This is a genomic window from Streptococcus sp. 27098_8_70 (assembly GCF_041432215.1).
Taxonomy (GTDB): domain Bacteria; phylum Bacillota; class Bacilli; order Lactobacillales; family Streptococcaceae; genus Streptococcus; species Streptococcus oralis_CP.
In genome coordinates, this window is the sequence record NZ_JAPVZD010000001.1 from 209,749 (window position 1) to 225,797 (window position 16,049).

General features: G+C 38.7%; 18 protein-coding genes. 8 read left to right on the forward strand and 10 right to left on the reverse strand.

Annotated elements, in window-relative coordinates:
* Positions 1–4: 4 nt before the first annotated feature.
* The 4 genes from O3655_RS00980 (at position 5) to O3655_RS00995 (ending at position 4,443) form a co-directional block, all read left to right on the forward strand.
* Positions 5–1,816, forward strand: a complete 1,812-nt coding sequence (locus tag O3655_RS00980) for a DUF2971 domain-containing protein (RefSeq protein ID WP_042902212.1) — start codon at positions 5–7, stop codon at positions 1,814–1,816.
* A 1,157-nt stretch (positions 1,817–2,973) separates the two neighbouring features.
* Positions 2,974–3,531: a hypothetical protein gene (locus O3655_RS00985; protein WP_042902216.1), complete on the forward strand. Its 558-nt coding sequence runs from the start codon at positions 2,974–2,976 to the stop codon at positions 3,529–3,531.
* Positions 3,509–3,952, forward strand: a complete 444-nt coding sequence (locus O3655_RS00990; protein WP_042902217.1) for a hypothetical protein — start codon at positions 3,509–3,511, stop codon at positions 3,950–3,952. Before O3655_RS00985 ends, O3655_RS00990 begins: the two co-directional genes overlap by 23 nt.
* A 23-nt stretch (positions 3,953–3,975) precedes the next feature.
* Positions 3,976–4,443: an 8-oxo-dGTP diphosphatase gene (locus O3655_RS00995; RefSeq protein WP_084867380.1), complete on the forward strand. Its 468-nt coding sequence runs from the start codon at positions 3,976–3,978 to the stop codon at positions 4,441–4,443.
* Here the strand turns inward: O3655_RS00995 and O3655_RS01000 are convergent.
* On the reverse strand, positions 4,440–4,955 hold the full coding sequence (locus O3655_RS01000) for a transcription repressor NadR (protein WP_000159158.1): 516 nt from the start codon (positions 4,953–4,955) through the stop codon (positions 4,440–4,442). The two genes, O3655_RS00995 and O3655_RS01000, sit on opposite strands and share 4 nt — an antisense overlap.
* A gap of 11 nt (positions 4,956–4,966) precedes the next feature.
* Positions 4,967–5,494, reverse strand: a complete 528-nt coding sequence (locus O3655_RS01005) for an ECF transporter S component (protein WP_049549937.1) — start codon at positions 5,492–5,494, stop codon at positions 4,967–4,969.
* 135 nt (positions 5,495–5,629) lie between these two features.
* Between O3655_RS01005 and O3655_RS01010 the strand changes: the two genes are divergently transcribed.
* Complete coding sequence (locus tag O3655_RS01010; RefSeq protein ID WP_049549936.1) at positions 5,630–5,989, forward strand: hypothetical protein; 360 nt, start codon at positions 5,630–5,632, stop codon at positions 5,987–5,989.
* A gap of 41 nt (positions 5,990–6,030) precedes the next feature.
* On the opposite strand, the gene O3655_RS01015 is transcribed toward O3655_RS01010, so the two are convergent.
* Genes O3655_RS01015 through coaB form a run of 3 tightly spaced genes read right to left on the reverse strand, consistent with a single transcriptional unit; the run spans position 6,031 to position 7,830 of the window.
* Positions 6,031–6,594: an ECF transporter S component gene (locus O3655_RS01015; RefSeq protein WP_001042720.1), complete on the reverse strand. Its 564-nt coding sequence runs from the start codon at positions 6,592–6,594 to the stop codon at positions 6,031–6,033.
* The gene (gene coaC, locus O3655_RS01020; RefSeq protein WP_009730209.1) at positions 6,578–7,129 is read right to left on the reverse strand and encodes a phosphopantothenoylcysteine decarboxylase; all 552 of its coding nucleotides are present in this window, start codon (positions 7,127–7,129) and stop codon (positions 6,578–6,580) included. The genes O3655_RS01015 and coaC overlap by 17 nt, the downstream gene beginning before the upstream one ends.
* Before the next feature lie 11 nt (positions 7,130–7,140).
* Positions 7,141–7,830, reverse strand: a complete 690-nt coding sequence (gene coaB, locus O3655_RS01025; protein WP_070535367.1) for a phosphopantothenate--cysteine ligase — start codon at positions 7,828–7,830, stop codon at positions 7,141–7,143.
* Between the two features lie 228 nt (positions 7,831–8,058).
* On the opposite strand from coaB, the gene O3655_RS01030 reads away from it, so the two are divergent.
* The 3 genes from O3655_RS01030 (at position 8,059) to radC (ending at position 12,926) form a co-directional block, all read left to right on the forward strand.
* Positions 8,059–9,729, forward strand: coding sequence for a formate--tetrahydrofolate ligase (locus tag O3655_RS01030; RefSeq protein WP_000845267.1), 1,671 nt, complete (start codon positions 8,059–8,061; stop codon positions 9,727–9,729).
* Positions 9,730–9,911: 182 nt separating this feature from the next.
* Positions 9,912–12,203 (forward strand): DNA helicase PcrA, encoded by a 2,292-nt coding sequence (pcrA, locus tag O3655_RS01035; RefSeq protein WP_042902220.1) that lies wholly within the window; start codon positions 9,912–9,914, stop codon positions 12,201–12,203.
* Between the two features lie 42 nt (positions 12,204–12,245).
* Positions 12,246–12,926, forward strand: a complete 681-nt coding sequence (gene radC / locus O3655_RS01040; protein WP_042902221.1) for a DNA repair protein RadC — start codon at positions 12,246–12,248, stop codon at positions 12,924–12,926.
* On the opposite strand, the gene O3655_RS01045 is transcribed toward radC, so the two are convergent.
* The 5 genes from O3655_RS01045 to O3655_RS01065 form a co-directional block, all read right to left on the reverse strand.
* Positions 12,923–13,612 (reverse strand): gamma-glutamyl-gamma-aminobutyrate hydrolase family protein, encoded by a 690-nt coding sequence (locus O3655_RS01045; protein ID WP_371641101.1) that lies wholly within the window; start codon positions 13,610–13,612, stop codon positions 12,923–12,925. The two genes, radC and O3655_RS01045, sit on opposite strands and share 4 nt — an antisense overlap.
* A 15-nt stretch (positions 13,613–13,627) precedes the next feature.
* On the reverse strand, positions 13,628–14,269 hold the full coding sequence (locus tag O3655_RS01050; RefSeq protein ID WP_000653410.1) for a redox-sensing transcriptional repressor Rex: 642 nt from the start codon (positions 14,267–14,269) through the stop codon (positions 13,628–13,630).
* Between the two features lie 82 nt (positions 14,270–14,351).
* A complete protein-coding gene (locus O3655_RS01055) occupies positions 14,352–14,567 on the reverse strand; it encodes a DUF4649 family protein (RefSeq protein WP_084943438.1) in 216 nt (71 codons plus the stop codon).
* Positions 14,568–14,573: 6 nt separating this feature from the next.
* Entirely contained in the window at positions 14,574–14,921 is a 348-nt protein-coding gene (locus O3655_RS01060) for a DUF1831 domain-containing protein (protein ID WP_000863524.1), read from the reverse strand.
* A gap of 4 nt (positions 14,922–14,925) precedes the next feature.
* On the reverse strand, positions 14,926–16,041 hold the full coding sequence (locus tag O3655_RS01065) for a cysteine desulfurase family protein (protein ID WP_371641102.1): 1,116 nt from the start codon (positions 16,039–16,041) through the stop codon (positions 14,926–14,928).
* Positions 16,042–16,049: the final 8 nt, after the last annotated feature.

Sequence of the window (16,049 nt, forward strand, 5' to 3'; positions counted from 1 at the left end):
TATAATGGGAGAGTTAAATTATTTTACAGGTGAATTTAGTGAATTTGAATTAAAGAATCATTTTGACTCGTTGGACGAAAATAAACTGAAATACGAACTTGAAAATTTTATAAATCAATATCTAGATTTATCTGAAGAAGAACAATTAAAATATGCAGACAAGGTTCTGTATGTTTGTATGAATTTAATAGAAAAAATAGGTAAGACCGCAGCAAAAAATATATTAGTTATACTAAATAAAATATTATTAAATAATGTCCAGTCATTTGATTGGTTTGAAAGTCTTGAATATTTCATTATTTTGTATAGATATTTATTCTTTACAATGGAATATGAAGAATATTCTATATTATTTGAAGATGAAAGTTATTTTTTAAGAATCCTTGAATTAGTGTTAGATGATGGTTTTGAGGGAACTAAATCACTCGCTTTTAGCATACTTATAGTTCTTAATCAATTATTTGAACAAAATAGTTTACCAGAAGAAAGAAGAATTTATTTTAAGAGGAAATATGAATCATTGATCAGATTTATATTGGAAAATAATGGTTTTGAAAATGATATATATGGGTATTTTCGATTAGATGAGCTTGTTTCAATTTTTCAATTTGATCACTTAAAGACAATTAATAATCATTATATCAATAACCCTCAATCTGATTCTGTTGGGAAATATTTGGATTTTGTGTCAAGACGCTTTGATGTTGTAATTAAAGATTCGATTGATGTTGTTCGAAAGATAGCAGAAGAAAATGATTCGGATATCATCCGCAACCAAGCTATTAAGTTAATTGAGAAGTATGATAATGATTATTTAAATGAGCAAAGTGATTCAGAATTTATCCTGTCATCGGAAGCTAATCAACTTTTAAAACAAGCGGATAAGATTATATACTATATACGTTCTAAATTGACTGTTGATGCAAATGAGTTGAAAGAAATTGGTTCCTTTGGACATTATACTAAGATTGATACTCTAACAAATTTTCTCATAAAAGCTGACTGGAAAAATGAAAGTAATTCTGAAACTCAACCTCCATTTTTACGACTTACTAATCTAAAACAGTTAAACGACCCAATGGAAGGAAGAGTAATATATGATTATTTGGGTATAGATAATACGTTTTTCCAACAATATCAAACTTCCAATGTTTTTATATCTTCTATAACCATTGTATCTGATAGTTTACCTATGTGGAAGGAATATGCAGATTCATCTCGGGGAGCATTCCTTGAATATGATATGTCTTATCTTGAAGATATAGTTGCTCATAAATCGATAGAGTTTGTTAAAGTTCATTATTTAGATTTAATGTCAGAGAATAAAGATGAAACAGATGTTGGTAAATCTCTTGATAATTTAAAACAGATATTTAAAAAATTGAAAGAGCTAGAAGCTAAAGAAGAATTAAAAAGTTTTGCTGAGAAATTGAAGAAGATTTCTTACCTTTTTAAAGTTAAAGACTATGAGTATGAAATGGAGTATCGTATTTTAATTAATTTAGATGATACAGCGATACAAAATATTATTAATAGAGATGCTAATGACTCATCAAATGAGAAATACTTGAAGAAAGAAGAAATTGGATTAGAGATTTTTGATAAGGTTAACTATAAAGATTTTAGGAAGTATATTGTATTAAGCCCAAGAGATAATGGTAGATATGATTTATTTGTATACATCAATCTGGCTCCCTTGAAATATTCGAAGGTTATCCTAGGTCCAAAGGTTACGGATGCAGACTATATTGCTCCTTATCTCAAACTTGCTAATCCTGATATAGAGATAGAAAATTCGAAAATTCCTTATCGTTAAGTTGATGATAACTTAAAGCAGAGGGTGTTTTAGAGAATTTAGTGAGATTAAAATAGATATTGCAGCCTTAATTGGAAAATTTTAAATGTTAAAGTTTGACTTTGAATTTGGACCACCTATACGTTTTAGATAATATTTTTAAATAGAGAGAAGTTATTATGAATTTGAAAGTGAAGAAGTATAAGAAGTCAACATGGTTAGATTCTGTTCGTTTTTGGTTACAAGGGCATCGATTTGTCAAATTTATGCTTGATATTGTCTTTTATATCATCTTGTTCCTAGTTATAGAATTCACAACATCACAGAACAAAAGCATTCCAGCTGATTTTCGGTACAGAGAACTCTTGTTTCCCTTGCAATTGAATCTTTTTATCTTGGGTTATAGACTCTATGCTTTCTTTTTACCAGTGAAAACAAAAAAAGAAAAGACCCTTAAAAAATTCTGTGAACCCTTTATTTATATCAATGTCCTTAGCTTCATTTTTCAACTGATTGGCGTCAGAAAAAGAGGAAGAGTTGTTCTCTCACCTTTGTTTTCACTGGAGTCATCCTATATCTGGTTTCCTATTGTCGTCTACCTTCTGGTCTTGATGTTAACTTTGGCAATCTTCTTTCTCTCTAAAGGCTCAAAAAAAGGAGTAGATGAAAATGAAGATGAGTAGGCAAATGAAGTACAAGACAAAAGAAAAGTCTTCTTGGACTAAGAGGATTTTTCTTTGGCTGGAAAGGCACAGAAGGATTGGTCAACTTTTGGATACGAGTGTATTATTTGGATCTATGTTTGTATCATTTCTTGCCGCCTCTTACATTAGTTATCTATTACCGAACATGAACTATCTTTCCCCCTTAAGCTTCAATCTTATCCTTCTGATCTTATCAACCTATTTCCTTGTCTTTCGTTTTAGTAGTGATAAACTTCAGAAATGGCGTTACTTTTCATGGGGATTTATTGGGTTCAATGGTCTTCTTTTTCCCTTTCATCTCTTGGTAGGTCTGAATTGGCTAGGATGTCGTAAGTCAACGAATTTCCCTCCCATAATTTCTATGGATCCAGCCTATGTCTGGGTCCCTATTGTAAGTTATCTCTTTTTCTTTTTCTTGGGGCTGGGCATTCTGCTTTTGATTATACGGATAGAAAAGAGAAGAAGGAGGCGTAAATGGAACGAAAGATTAAGAGAAAAAAGAAGGTCAAACAACAGGACAGAAAAATGAGAAATATCCAGAAAAAGTATTCTTTGATAGCTCACGTCCAATTGTGGCTGGAAAGACATTCAAAGATTGCTTCTTTTATGGATGGTGGTATAATATTATTATCTATTTTTGGTATCATGTATGTGTTGTTCGGGACGTCACTTATCCCGAAACCATATCAAGAAATGTCCTATGTCTTACCAATTATTATGAATTTTGTCTTTTTGGTGAACACACTCTATCAAGGTATTTTTAGAGATGGTTTTATCAATAAGGCTTCAGTACAAGGATTTTTAAAAGCTTTTCTATACATAAATGGACCTATTTTTCTCCTCCACTTACTTGTTGGGGTGAAAGGGAGAAATGTTAAAAAAATTCCTTCCTTATTATCTGTTGATTATCGCTACATCTGGCTTCCAATTGCTACCTATCTAATCTTTTTCATCATTCCAGCGATATTGATGGTGATTTTGAAATATAATGATAAAAAGAGGAAAAATTATGACAAAAGAAAATCTAACTAAGTTAATTTCGTTTAAGACACTTTATTTGACCTTGCTGACCTTTGTGGTTCTTCATTTGGTGTTGCTGGTTTTTGGACTATCTTTTACGCCGATTTTGTGGAATAGTTGGTTTTTCATTCTTTGTTTGACCTTCCTAATCCATCCTTGGAGAATCTTTTATAGAACAAGAGATTTTCAATGGTATCACCTTATTTTTCAAATATTTAGTGGATTGGTGACATTTTACCTTTGGTTTGCAGCATTCTTTGTTTTATCAGTTATCTCGGATCCAGCCATCCCTATCAATATAGACTATCGCATACAAGATAAGGAAATCATCATTGCTAGAGGTTTTTTGGCCCGTACTACTTATGAACATCATGAATTGATCAATCCCTTTATCATGAAGTCAGAAGTAGAATATAACGAAGATACATTTTAATAACTTAGAAAGCGAGCAAATCTATGTCCCGTGCCCAAGCAACTATTTTAACCAACATCTGTCTGATTGAAGACCTCGAAACCCAGCGCGTGGTGATGCAGTATCGTTCACCCGAAAACAATCGCTGGTCTGGCTATGCCTTTCCAGGAGGTCATGTTGAGAACGGCGAGGCCTTTGCCGAGTCTGTCATTCGTGAGATTTATGAAGAAACAGGTCTAACCATTCAGAATCCACAACTAGTCGGCATTAAAAACTGGCCCTTAGATACAGGTGGGCGCTACATCGTTGTTTGCTATAAAGCGACAGAGTTTACTGGAAATCTCCAATCTTCAGAAGAAGGAGAAGTATCTTGGGTGCAAAAAGACCAGATTCCAAACTTGGATCTGGCCTATGATATGTTGCCTTTGATGGAAATGATGGAAGCACCTGACAAGTCTGAGTTCTTCTATCGCCACCGCACAGAGGACGGCTGGGAGAAAGAAATTTTCTAGTCTTTTACTAAATAACCTAACTGATCCAAGGCCTCCTCGATATAGTGGAGGTCTTGTTGCGTTTCGGCTTCAACAAGGTGGTAATGAATGCCATCTGTCAATTCAGAAAGGGGTCTAAAGTCTGAATTCTCGACTTGTTCCAGAAAGTGCTGGACATCTCGGCGGCAAGTGAGTTTGAGTAGGGTTTCAATTTCGCCATAAACGGGATGATCGATTAAGATATTTTGAACGCGTCCGCCATTGTCTACAATAGCTAGAAGTTCCTGACCAATTTCTTCCAGTTCATGTTTCACTTTAAAGAGTTTGTGGACGTAGGGGCTGGCATCATTTTCTTTGTAGATATAACCACGATTGGTGGATAGGATAGGAGCTCCATCTGCTCGGAGAATAGCGATGTCCTGTACAATGACCTGGCGTGTAACATGGAAGTGTTCAGCCAGGGTTTGACCATTGAGAGCTTTTGGCGCCTCTTTTAACAGTTTGAGAAGAGCTTGTTTGCGATCCTTTGTCATAGTTTTTCCTTTTAGCGACGTTTTCGAAGCACTTTATAGACAGCTAGTGCTAATGTATAGTCTACCATACTATGGACAATTGTTCCAAAACCAACTAGGACAAAAAGAACATAAAACATATTTTCAACATTTGTCCCTGAAGTAGCATAAAAGATGATACAAGCTATTACTTCAGCGATAGCATGAACAATACCCAAAACAAAGTTGAAAATCCAAGATGCCTTTGGTTTATCCAAGGTTTCAGGGAATTTCTTTAAGTACAAAGCCCCCAAAGTACCAAAAACAATGTGAGAGAAGGCACGAAGTACAATAACAGGCGGATAACCTGCCATCAGGAAACCGAGACTAGAAGCAATAATCACAAAAGCAGCCATCAAAGGCGAAAGAAACATGGCGATAAAGATGGGGATATGACTTCCCAAGGTGTAAGAAGCCGGTGGGATAACTATTTTAAAAGGCATAATGATTGGAATCAAAATCGCTATTGCAGTGAGTAGGGCAGTCATAGTCATAAACTGCGTTTTTTTCCGTATATCCATAAGAACCTCCATTTATCTGTATATACACAAGTATAGTACAATAAATCACCAATCAAGTCAAGAAGCATTATTGATTTTTCAGGAAAATTTGGTTAAAATGTGGTAAAGAATAATAGGACCCGAGGAGAAATTGTGATGATACTTTTTGTTTACCTAATCGTGGTAATCGTGATGATGTCAAAACAGAAAAGTGAAGGGAAAGTAGTCTCAGGTTGGACTCGTTTCCTAGTTTATAGTTTATTGGTCCTTTCGCTACTCTCTCTATTAGCAAGTGGCCTGGCTGTTTCACTTTTTAGCCTTCCTTTATTAGGTTTTCTTTTGATGGCAGCAATACTCGAAATTGCTTATTTCGTCAGATTGGTGATTGCATTTGGTTTGGTTTTTCTATCACTAACCCTATACTTGGATAGCCAGAAAAGCCAGCAACCTACCCCTCTTTCGTATCAGCTCCTGCGCTTTGGCTTTCATATTCTATTGATGTTTCTTATGTTTTAAATGCTAAACTCCACCTTCAGGATGAAAGTGGAGTTGATTTTTTATTTCTTCAAGGTTTGTAAACGTGGGACAATTGCTACTGTTAGAACAGCAGAAATGACAAGCTCGGCAATTGAGTTTGTAGAAATAACGGTTGCTAGGAGTTTTTGGATATTGCCGTCGAAGACATTTCCAAAAAGGAAGAAGATTCCCCCAAGGACAAAGACGGTGTTGGTAAGGGAACCAAGGGCACCAGCTAGGATTAGCCCAGTTTTATTTTTCATCAGTTTATATACCAAGTAAGGTGTCAGACCGATCAAAATGCGAGGGACAATAGCAATAATCGCAGAATAGATGTTTCCGTTCGGTACGAATGGTGAGAAGAGGTAGCTGGTTGGAAGGATGGTAATCGTGTTTACCGTTAAGCTTAGCAGTCCCATCAAGAAACCAAGTGTAACACCAACTCGTGGGCCGTAAATGATACTAGCAATGATTACTGGAATATGAACGATAGTTGGTTTAATTGGAAATGGGAAAAGATTAAATAGGAGAGAGCTCAAAAAGTGGATAACGAGCATAACTGCAAAAAAGATAGCAATTGGGGCAATGTTAGAGCGTTTGTTCATCGAGGGTTTCCTTTATTCTTTCTAATATAGTATTCAGGTCAGCTAGGGCGCCTTTGCCGTGATCGCCACAGGCTAGTAGAGATTCCTTTGGAGAGATAATCTGATAACCATAGGTCTCTAATGTTTTTAGATTAGCCTGGGTTGCCGGATGGTCATACATTTTTGTATTCATGGCTGGCGCTAAGAGTTTAGGGATGTGACTTGGTAGGGCAAGCGCTGTGCTTGTCACCATGTTATCCGCAAAACCGTGCGCAAGTTTGGCAATGGTATTAGCAGTAGCAGGGACAACGATAAAAAGATCAGTTCTTTTACCTAGTTCGATATGATTGACTTGATCAGGATAGGGTTCCTTCATGACATCAAGGTGAACTGGATTCTGTGAGAGTACCTGTAGTGTCAAAGGCTGGATAAACTCTCTCGCTGCCTCGGTCATTAAGACAGTGACATGATGGCCTTGTTTTTTCAAAGAACTGACCAGGTCAGCTGATTTATAGGAGGCAATGGAACCTGTCACTGCAATGAGAATATTTGCCATGGCTTTCCTTTCTATGAATGATAGGTTTGAATTTTTTCAAGGAGGAGTTCTGCAATTTCCTCTTTGGTTTGAACAGTTTGAAGATGATCATTCTCAACAAAGATTGCGCGATGCTGATCTGCTGAAATTTGAGTGAGGTCATTTGCGATGATTAAGTCTGCTTGGTTCTTGATAAGACTTTTTCTAGCAATGTCAACCAGATGGTCTTCGGTAACATCAACTAGCAGTTTAAAACCAATCAGATGAATAGCAGGATTCCATTCCTTGACTAGAGAGATGATTTTTGGAGTCTTTTTAAGGAACAAAACCTGAACTTCATCAGTTGAAGAAATCTTAGCTTGATGATTCTGCTTGCTTAAAAATTCTTCTAGATTGGAGCTAGCCTGAACCTCCTCAAGCCCCGTCATATAAACAGGAGTATAATCAGACACAGCCATTGAGTGGATTAAGACCTGATATTCCTTAACAAGTTCTTGCATCCCAACTAGAAGGTCGTTGGTATTATCAATTTCTCGAATGCTTAGGTTGGGATGAGCTTCTGGCTTCAGAGCTCGTTTTGTCGTTATCAAACAAACTTCATGCCCTGCAGCAAGCAAGGTTTCTGTGATGATTTTCCCCAAGCGACCTGTAGAATGGTTAGTAATAGAGCGGACACTATCAATAGCTTCACTGGTACCGCCCGATGTGACTAAAATTTTCATAGGACTATTGTACACAAAAATAAACAGTAAGTAAAATGAAAGCGATAAATTTTTGGAAAAACGAAGCTACACTATAGTTTATAACTATAAAGCCATATAAAATTTTCAAAAGAGCCCTAAAAATCTTTAAAACAATGATATTTACGAACGTTTAGAGAGTTTATGGATGTTAAAAATCTTGTTTTGTGATATAATGAATTATCACATTAGAGGTTAGAGGAGTTTTGAATGAAAACAGATATTGAAATCGCACAGAGTATTGAGTTGAAACCAATCGTTGATGTTGTTGAGAAACTTGGTATTTCTTACGACGATTTGGAATTGTACGGGAAGTATAAGGCTAAACTCAGCTTTGATAAAATTCGTGCAGTTGAGAGCAATCCAGTTGGGAAATTAATCTTGGTTACTGCCATCAATCCAACTCCAGCAGGTGAAGGAAAATCAACTATTACCATTGGTCTTGCGGATGCCTTGAACAAGATTGGCAAAAAAACCATGATTGCTATCCGCGAACCATCTCTTGGTCCAGTCATGGGGATTAAGGGTGGTGCAGCTGGTGGTGGTTACGCCCAAGTGCTTCCAATGGAGGACATCAACCTCCACTTTACGGGGGATATGCATGCCATTACAACAGCCAACAATGCTCTTTCAGCCTTGATTGACAATCACTTGCACCAAGGAAATGAGCTGGGAATCGACCAACGTCGTATTCTCTGGAAACGTGTAGTGGACTTGAACGACCGCGCCCTTCGTCATGTAACCGTTGGACTTGGTGGTCCTCTAAACAGTATTCCTCGTGAGGATGGTTTTGATATTACAGTTGCTTCAGAAATCATGGCCATTCTTTGCTTGGCAACGGACATCGAGGACTTGAAACGTCGTTTGGCGAATATCGTTATTGGCTATCGCTATGACCGTACACCAGTTACTGTTGGTGATTTACAGATTGAGGGAGCATTAGCATTGATTTTGAAAGATGCTATCAAACCGAACTTGGTTCAGACAATTTACGGTACACCTGCCTTTGTACACGGTGGTCCATTTGCCAATATCGCTCATGGATGTAACTCTGTTTTGGCAACAAGCACAGCCCTTCACTTGGCTGATTATACTGTTACTGAAGCTGGTTTTGGTGCGGACCTTGGTGCTGAGAAATTCCTTGACATTAAGACACCAAACTTGCCAGCATCTCCAGATGCTGTTGTCATCGTCGCAACTCTCCGTGCCCTTAAGATGAATGGTGGTGTAGCTAAGGACGCTCTTACAGAGGAAAATGTAGAAGCAGTTCGTGCAGGTTTTGCTAACTTGAAACGCCACGTTGAGAACATCCGTAAGTTCGGTATTCCAGCAGTTGTAGCTATCAATGAATTTGTTTCTGATACAGAGGCTGAAATCGCAGCCTTGAAGGAACTTTGTGCCTCAATCGATGTACCAGTAGAATTGGCTAGTGTCTGGGCTGATGGCGCAGAAGGTGGTGTAACACTTGCCGAAACACTTGTCAAGACAATCTCTGAAAATCCAGCCAACTACACTCGTCTTTATGACAATGACCTTTCTGTCCAAGAAAAGATTGAAAAGATTGTTACTGAAATCTATCGTGGTAGCAAAGTGAACTTTGAGAAGAAAGCTCAAACACAAATCGCTCAAATCGTTCAAAACGGATGGGACAAATTGCCAATCTGTATGGCTAAAACTCAGTACAGTTTCTCAGACAATCCAAATGCACTTGGAGCACCAGAAAACTTTGAAATTACCATTCGTGAATTGGTACCAAAATTAGGGGCAGGCTTTATTGTTGCCCTAACTGGTGATGTCATGACCATGCCAGGCCTTCCAAAACGACCAGCCGCTCTTAATATGGATGTTGAAAGCGACGGAACTGTTCTAGGATTGTTCTAATAGTTTAATTGAATTAAAATGAGTTTGGAAATAATATCCAAGCTCATTTTTTTATCTAGCTTTAAGGAGTTGTCTTCAGCTGATAATAGAGTTACTTTCTAGACGCAATCAGTCTAGGTAAAGATATTTTCCTCGATTTCTGATATAATAGAAACATTGACTTCAAGAGTAAGGAAGAGAAAATGAACGCATTATTGAATGGAATGAATGACCGTCAGGCTGAGGCAGTGCAAACGACAGAAGGGCCCTTATTAATCATGGCTGGTGCTGGTTCTGGGAAGACTCGTGTTTTAACTCACAGAATCGCCTACTTGATTGATGAAAAGATGGTCAATCCTTGGAATATTTTGGCCATTACCTTTACCAATAAGGCGGCGCGTGAGATGAAGGAGCGTGCCTATGGCCTCAATCCAGCTACTCAGGACTGTTTGATTGCGACCTTTCACTCCATGTGTGTTCGTATCCTACGTCGCGATGCGGATCATATTGGCTACAATCGGAATTTCACTATTGTAGATCCTGGTGAGCAACGAACTCTCATGAAACGCATTCTCAAGCAGTTAAACTTGGATCCAAAAAAATGGAATGAACGAACCATTTTGGGAACCATTTCCAATGCTAAGAATGACTTGATTGATGATGTGGCTTATGCTGCTCAGGCTGGTGATATGTATACGCAAATCGTGGCCCAGTGTTATACAGCTTATCAAAAGGAGCTTCGTCAGTCTGAGTCCGTTGACTTTGATGATTTGATTATGCTGACCCTGCGTCTCTTTGATCAAAATCCTGACGTCTTGACTTACTATCAGCAGAAGTTCCAGTACATTCATGTTGATGAGTACCAAGATACCAACCATGCCCAGTATCAATTGGTCAAACTCTTGGCTTCACGCTTTAAAAATATCTGCGTAGTCGGTGATGCTGACCAGTCTATTTACGGTTGGCGTGGGGCTGATATGCAGAATATCTTGGATTTTGAGAAAGATTACCCTCAAGCCAAGGTCGTTTTGTTAGAGGAGAATTATCGTTCAACTAAAACCATTCTCCAGGCTGCCAACGACGTCATCAAAAACAATAAAAAACGTCGTCCCAAGAATCTCTGGACCCAGAATGCGGATGGGGAGCAAATTGTTTATTATCGCGCAAATGACGAACAAGATGAGGCTGTTTTTGTAGCCAAAACCATCGATGAACTTGGTCGAACTCAAAACTTCCTCCACAAGGATTTTGCAGTTCTTTATCGGACTAACGCCCAGTCTCGTACTATTGAAGAGGCCCTCCTAAAGTCCAATATTCCTTATACTATGGTCGGCGGAACCAAGTTCTACAGTCGTAAGGAAATCCGTGATATTATCGCCTATCTTAATCTCATTGCCAATCTGAGTGACAATATCAGTTTTGAGCGCATTATTAACGAACCAAAACGCGGAATTGGCCCAGGGACGGTTGAGAAAATTCGCGACTTTGCGAATATGCAAGACATGTCTATGCTGGATGCTTCAGCCAATATCATGTTGTCTGGCATCAAAGGAAAAGCAGCTCAGTCTATCTGGGATTTTGCCAATATGATTCTGGATTTGCGGGAAAAACTGGATCAATTAACTATCACCGAGCTGGTGGAGGCTGTTCTAGAAAAAACAGGTTATGTCGATATTCTTAATGCTCAGGCAACCTTGGAGAGCAAGGCGCGGGTTGAAAATATCGAGGAATTCCTTTCTGTTACCAAAAACTTTGATGACAACCCTGATAGTCAGGAAGAAGAAACTGGTTTGGACAAACTCAGTCGATTCTTGAATGACTTGGCTTTGATTGCAGACACAGATTCAGGCAGTCAGGAGACATCAGAAGTAACCTTGATGACCTTGCACGCAGCTAAGGGACTTGAGTTCCCAGTTGTCTTTATCATTGGGATGGAGGAAAATGTCTTTCCACTTAGTCGTGCAGCAGAAGATCCGGATGAACTGGAAGAGGAACGCCGTTTGGCCTATGTCGGTATCACGCGTGCAGAAAAGATTCTCTATCTGACCAATGCCAACTCTCGCTTGCTTTTTGGTCGTACTAGTTACAATCGTCCGACTCGTTTTATCAATGAAATCAGTTCGGACTTGCTTGACTATCAAGGCTTGGCCCGTCCAGCGAATACTAGCTTTAAGGCATCTTATAGCAGTGGTGGAGTGGCCTTTGGTCAAGGTATGAGCCTAGCTCAGGCCCTGCAAGAAAGGAAGCGCAATGCTGCACCAAGCTCTATCCAGTCAAGCGGTCTCCCGTTTGGACAATTTGCAGCTGAAAATAAAAAAGATTCGACTGATACAAGTTGGTCCATTGGAGATATTGCACTTCACAAGAAGTGGGGAGAGGGTACTGTTCTGGAAGTCTCTGGTAGCGGTGATACTCAGGAACTAAAAATCAATTTCCCAGAAGTCGGTCTGAAAAAACTCTTAGCTAGTGTAGCTCCAATTGAGAAAAAAATCTAATTTTTCATCCTTCTCACGAATAATAAAGTGAGGAGGATTTTTATGTACAGTATTTCATTCCAAGAAGATTCACTCTTGCCTAGAGAAAGACTAGTTAAAGAGGGAGTAGAGGCTCTGAGCAATCAAGAGTTGTTAGCTATTTTGCTCAGAACGGGAACGCGTCAGGCAAATGTCTTTGAAATTGCCCAAAAAGTCTTGAATAGTCTTAACAGTCTAACTGATTTAAAGAAAATGACCCTGCAGGAATTGCAGAGTCTGTCTGGTATTGGACGGATTAAGGCCATTGAATTACAAGCGGTGATTGAACTGGGACATCGTATTCACAAACATGAAACCCTTGAGATGGAAAGTATTCTCAGCAGTCAAAAGCTAGCCAAGAAAATGCAACAGGAACTTGGCGACAAAAAACAAGAGCACCTAGTGGCGCTCTATCTCAATACTCAAAATCAAATCATTCATCAGCAAACTATTTTTATCGGATCTGCGACACGTAGCATTGCTGAACCGAGGGAAATTCTTCACTATGCCCTCAAGCATATGGCTACCTCAGTGATTCTCGTTCACAATCATCCATCTGGTGCAGTATCTCCTAGTCGAAACGACAACCATGTCACTAAACTAGTCAAGGAAGCCTGCGAACTGATGGGAATTGTTTTCTTGGACCATCTGATTGTCTCGCACTCGGATTACTTTAGTTACCGTGAAAAGACGGATTTGATTTAGAGTTCATTAACAACATAGTCAAATAGCGTTTTATCTTTGGGGCGATTCTCAAATAGAAATTCTGGATGCCATTGGACACCAAGATAAGGAAAGTCGTCCGTAGTTGTCACAGCCTCAATGATTCCATCTTTAGGATCATGTGCTACAACCTTAAGATTTGAGGCTAGATCTTTAATGCTCTGGTGGTGGAAGGAGTTGATGTGAGAAATTTCTCCATAGATTTCTCGGAGAATAGTATCAGGTTCCGTTACGAGGCGTTGGGTCGTGTATTCGGCTGAACAGTCCTGCCAATGATCCTCGATATCTTGGTGAAGCGTGCCCCCCATGGCAACATTGAAAAGTTGAGTACCTCGACAAACAGAGAAAATTGGTTTCTTTTGCTTAATCGCTTCTTTGATAAGTGCTAGTTCAAAAATATCTCTTTGAAGGTGGTAGTCATCACTATCAATAGCCTTTGGTTCACCATAGTATTTTGGATCAACATTTTGCCCACCCGTTAGGATGAGCTTATCAATGATACTGATGTAATGGGTAGCCATTTCTTGATCACCAATCGGTAGGATGATTGGAATTCCGCCAGCGTCCTTGACTCCTTCAACAAAGCCCTTTGCTGCATAGCTCATCATGATGTCATCATCTGGATGAGCTTTTTCATTTCCTGTAATCCCAATAACTGGTTTATTCATACATGCTTTCGCTTTCTAATCCTCTTTACGCATAAAATAGAGGAGGGTTTGGAGTTCGCTTGTCAAATCGACATACTGAACAACCACATCTTTTGGGAGGTGCAAGTGGACAGGAGAAAAACTGAGAATCCCTTTTACACCTGCATCAACCAAAAGATTGGCAACTTCTTGTGATTTAACACTTGGAACTGTTAGGATAGCAGTTTTGACATCTGCTTCTTTGATTTTTTCTTTAATCTGTGAGATACCATAGATTGGAATTCCATCAGGTGTCTGGCTCCCAACTTCTGGATGGTCATCTAGGTCAAAGGCCATGATAATTTTCATCTTGTTACGCTCGTGGAAGCGGTAGTGGAGAAGGGCATGGCCCATATTTCCGATTCCAACTAACATAACATTTGTAATGGAGTTATCATTTAGGAGATCAGCAAAAAAATTCATCAATTTTTTGACATCGTAACCAAAACCACGACGACCTAGTTCACCAAAATAGGAAAAATCCCGACGAACGGTCGCAGAGTCGATACCGATAGCCTCTGCAATTTGCTTGGAGTTGGCACGTTCGATTTTTTCTGCATGAAATCTCTTGAAAATTCGATAGTAAAGAGAGAGTCTTTTTGCTGTTGCTTTTGGAATAGCAGACTGTTTATCTTTCACAAAATCACAACCTTTCTATTCTTCTATTTTATAGAAACATTGTGAAAAAATCAACAAAAACAAGAAAAAACTAAGAAATTTCTTAGTTTTTATCTGAAAAATGAGCTTGTGATAGAAAACGGTAGAGATCGCCAACCAATCCTTGATAAATCACCTTATCATTCAGCGTTAAGGAGCTGATTAGGTGAGTATCAGGTAGGGTCACACAGCCTGATAGAGATAACATAAGCTCTTCGTAATCCTTATATTCAAGTGTACGTTCTACGTGATAGTTATCTTGATAGGTAAGTCGATACATAGTCAATTATCTTTCTTCTTTAGTGAAGATACCGCGTTCTACTAAACTGTCCATGAGGAAGTAGAATTTTTCTTGGTGAATATGGTGATCTTCTGATTTAAAGATATTCACCAAACGAAGGCCAGATTTGTCAGTGATGTTGAGTTTAGCACCTGTAAGGTCTTTATTGATGATGATTTTTAGGTTGAAACCTTCACCACTGTTGGGTACTTTTTCAAGTAGACGAGTCAGTTCGAAGTTTCCAACTTTTGTTTCAAAGAAAGTATTGTCTTTCAGTGTGAACTTTTTGACAGTTGGGCTAAGTGTATAGTCGTAGCGGCAGTTTTGTAGTTTAATGGTTTTTTCGAATGCCATTAGATTAATCTCCAATAATATTTTTTAAGGTTTGTGCGAGTTGTTTCAGTTCCTCCTCAGTGTTAAGAGGAGAGAGACTGATACGGACAGATTCTTTCAATCGATGTGAATCTGGTCCATAAAATGCTTCAAGCACATGACTGGTTTGCACAATACCAGCAGTACAAGCGGAACCGGTAGAAATTGAAATTCCCTCAAGGTCTAACCGAAGTAAAAGCAAATCATTTTTCTGACCAGGAAAACCGATATTCAAAACATAAGGCAGTTGGTCTTGACTTTCATTGAGATAGTAGTCTAAATCAGCAATTTCTTCTAAAAAAGCAGATTTGAGTGCGCTTAGTTTTTGGTAATGCTTAGCTTGGTTATTTAAATCCTCTTTGAGAGCAGCGACCATACCTACAATGGCAGCGAGATTTTCTGTTCCAGCCCGTTTCTTTTGTTCTTGGTCTCCACCGTGAAGGTAGGAATCAAAGCCCGTGGAAGAAGCATAAAGAAAGCCAACTCCTTTTGGTCCATGGAATTTGTGGGCAGAAGCGCTAAGGAAATCAATTCCTAATTCTTCAGGATGGATAGGGATTTTTCCGATAGCTTGAACAGCATCAACATGATAAGCAGCAGGATGTTCTTTTAAAATACGTCCAATCTCAGCGATAGGTAAGAGACTACCTGTTTCATTATTAGCATACATGGTGGAAACGAGAATGGTATCGTCACGTAAGGCCTCTTGAATTTGCTGGGCAGTTATTTCTTGATTTACTGGTTGGATGATAGTTGCTTCAAAACCAAAATGTTGCACCAGATAATCGATAGTCTCAAGTACAGAATGGTGTTCAATAGCTGTCGTGATGATATGTTTTCCACGATTTTGATGACGGAGACAATAGCCGATAATGGCTGTATTGTTACTTTCTGTACCGCCAGACGTGAAAAAGATATGTTGAGGTTTGGTTCCTAGTAAGAGGGCTAAGTCTTGACGAGCCTCTCGTAAGAGTTTACCAGCTTGTCGACCATGGCCATGAATACTAGAAGGATTACCATGAGTTTCTTGCATGACCTTGGTCATTTCTGCAATAGCTACTGCTGACATAGGAGTCGTAGCAGCATTGTCCAAATAAATCAAAGAATCAC

Coding starts and splice junctions, on each gene's coding strand:
- O3655_RS00980 (WP_042902212.1), top strand. CDS start 5: ATGGGAGAGTTAAATTATTTTACAGGTGAATTTAGTGAATTTGAATTA.
- O3655_RS00985 (WP_042902216.1), top strand. CDS start 2,974: ATGGAACGAAAGATTAAGAGAAAAAAGAAGGTCAAACAACAGGACAGA.
- O3655_RS00990 (WP_042902217.1), top strand. CDS start 3,509: ATGACAAAAGAAAATCTAACTAAGTTAATTTCGTTTAAGACACTTTAT.
- O3655_RS00995 (WP_084867380.1), top strand. CDS start 3,976: ATGTCCCGTGCCCAAGCAACTATTTTAACCAACATCTGTCTGATTGAA.
- O3655_RS01000 (WP_000159158.1), bottom strand. CDS start 4,955: ATGACAAAGGATCGCAAACAAGCTCTTCTCAAACTGTTAAAAGAGGCG.
- O3655_RS01005 (WP_049549937.1), bottom strand. CDS start 5,494: ATGGATATACGGAAAAAAACGCAGTTTATGACTATGACTGCCCTACTC.
- O3655_RS01010 (WP_049549936.1), top strand. CDS start 5,630: ATGATACTTTTTGTTTACCTAATCGTGGTAATCGTGATGATGTCAAAA.
- O3655_RS01015 (WP_001042720.1), bottom strand. CDS start 6,594: ATGAACAAACGCTCTAACATTGCCCCAATTGCTATCTTTTTTGCAGTT.
- coaC (WP_009730209.1), bottom strand. CDS start 7,129: ATGGCAAATATTCTCATTGCAGTGACAGGTTCCATTGCCTCCTATAAA.
- coaB (WP_070535367.1), bottom strand. CDS start 7,830: ATGAAAATTTTAGTCACATCGGGCGGTACCAGTGAAGCTATTGATAGT.
- O3655_RS01030 (WP_000845267.1), top strand. CDS start 8,059: ATGAAAACAGATATTGAAATCGCACAGAGTATTGAGTTGAAACCAATC.
- pcrA (WP_042902220.1), top strand. CDS start 9,912: ATGAACGCATTATTGAATGGAATGAATGACCGTCAGGCTGAGGCAGTG.
- radC (WP_042902221.1), top strand. CDS start 12,246: ATGTACAGTATTTCATTCCAAGAAGATTCACTCTTGCCTAGAGAAAGA.
- O3655_RS01045 (WP_371641101.1), bottom strand. CDS start 13,612: ATGAATAAACCAGTTATTGGGATTACAGGAAATGAAAAAGCTCATCCA.
- O3655_RS01055 (WP_084943438.1), bottom strand. CDS start 14,567: ATGTATCGACTTACCTATCAAGATAACTATCACGTAGAACGTACACTT.
- O3655_RS01060 (WP_000863524.1), bottom strand. CDS start 14,921: ATGGCATTCGAAAAAACCATTAAACTACAAAACTGCCGCTACGACTAT.